Source organism: Bacillus infantis, from assembly GCF_008180445.1.
In the GTDB taxonomy this organism is placed as follows: Bacteria; Bacillota; Bacilli; order Bacillales; family Cytobacillaceae; genus Bacillus_AB; species Bacillus_AB infantis_B.
In genome coordinates, this window is sequence record NZ_VTER01000031.1 from 1 (window position 1) to 1,523 (window position 1,523).

General features: G+C 50.3%; 3 rRNA genes. All 3 read right to left on the bottom strand.

Annotated features, from left to right (window positions below):
* Positions 1 to 829, bottom strand: a 16S ribosomal RNA gene (locus tag FZD51_RS25770); the annotation flags it as partial.
* A 289-nt stretch (positions 830 to 1,118) separates the two neighbouring features.
* Positions 1,119 to 1,235 (bottom strand): 5S ribosomal RNA (gene rrf / locus FZD51_RS25775).
* 68 nt (positions 1,236 to 1,303) lie between these two features.
* Positions 1,304 to 1,523 (bottom strand): 23S ribosomal RNA (locus FZD51_RS25780); the annotation flags it as partial.

Sequence of the window (1,523 nt, forward strand, 5' to 3'; positions counted from 1 at the left end):
CTCATCGTTTACGGCGTGGACTACCAGGGTATCTAATCCTGTTTGCTCCCCACGCTTTCGCGCCTCAGCGTCAGTTACAGACCAGAAAGTCGCCTTCGCCACTGGTGTTCCTCCACATCTCTACGCATTTCACCGCTACACGTGGAATTCCACTTTCCTCTTCTGCACTCAAGTCCCCCAGTTTCCAATGACCCTCCACGGTTGAGCCGTGGGCTTTCACATCAGACTTAAGAGACCGCCTGCGCGCGCTTTACGCCCAATAATTCCGGACAACGCTTGCCACCTACGTATTACCGCGGCTGCTGGCACGTAGTTAGCCGTGGCTTTCTGGTCAGGTACCGTCAAGGTGCCGGCAGTTACTCCGGCACTTGTTCTTCCCTGACAACAGAGTTTTACGATCCGAAAACCTTCATCACTCACGCGGCGTTGCTCCGTCAGACTTTCGTCCATTGCGGAAGATTCCCTACTGCTGCCTCCCGTAGGAGTCTGGGCCGTGTCTCAGTCCCAGTGTGGCCGATCACCCTCTCAGGTCGGCTACGCATCGTTGCCTTGGTGAGCCGTTACCTCACCAACTAGCTAATGCGCCGCGGGCCCATCTGTAAGTGATAGCCGAAACCATCTTTCAGCATATCCCCATGAGGGGAAATGCATTATCCGGTATTAGCTCCGGTTTCCCGAAGTTATCCCAGTCTTACAGGCAGGTTGCCCACGTGTTACTCACCCGTCCGCCGCTGACTTCAGGGAGCAAGCTCCCATCCGTCCGCTCGACTTGCATGTATTAGGCACGCCGCCAGCGTTCGTCCTGAGCCAGGATCAAACTCTCCATATAAGAGTAAGATTTAGCTCTGATAAAAAAATTAAGATTAACGTTGACGTTTTTGTTCGTTCAGTTTTCAAAGAACAATCTCAGTCGCTCTCTTAAAGCAACTATATTAGAATAACATTTTTAGCAGCCTTCGTCAACAACTTTTTTTCGAAAAGTTTGTTCCGAGCATCAGCTCTCGAAGGTGCCTGACTATCATAACACCAGCGGTGTTACGGGTCAACCCTTAATTTCTGAGGAATATTATTCCAACAGATAGGGATTAAAAAAGACAAAGAGACATCTCTCTGTCTTCGCCCGGCAGCGTCCTACTCTCACAGGAGGAGAACCTCCAACTACCATCGGCGCTGAGAAGCTTAACTTCCGTGTTCGGTATGGGAACGGGTGTGACCTTCTCGCTATCGCCACCAGACTATTTAGATGAGGTTTTGTTCCCTCAAAACTAGATAATGCAGAAGAAGAATGACAGAGTAATCAATTGTGGTTAAGTCCTCGATCTATTAGTATCTGTCAGCTCCACGTGTCACCACGCTTCCACCTCAGACCTATCAACCTGATCATCTTTCAGGGATCTTACTAGCTTGACGCTATGGGAAATCTCATCTCGAGGGGGGCTTCATGCTTAGATGCTTTCAGCACTTATCCCTTCCGCACATAGCTACCCAGCGATGCCTTTGGCAAGACAACTGGTACACCAGCG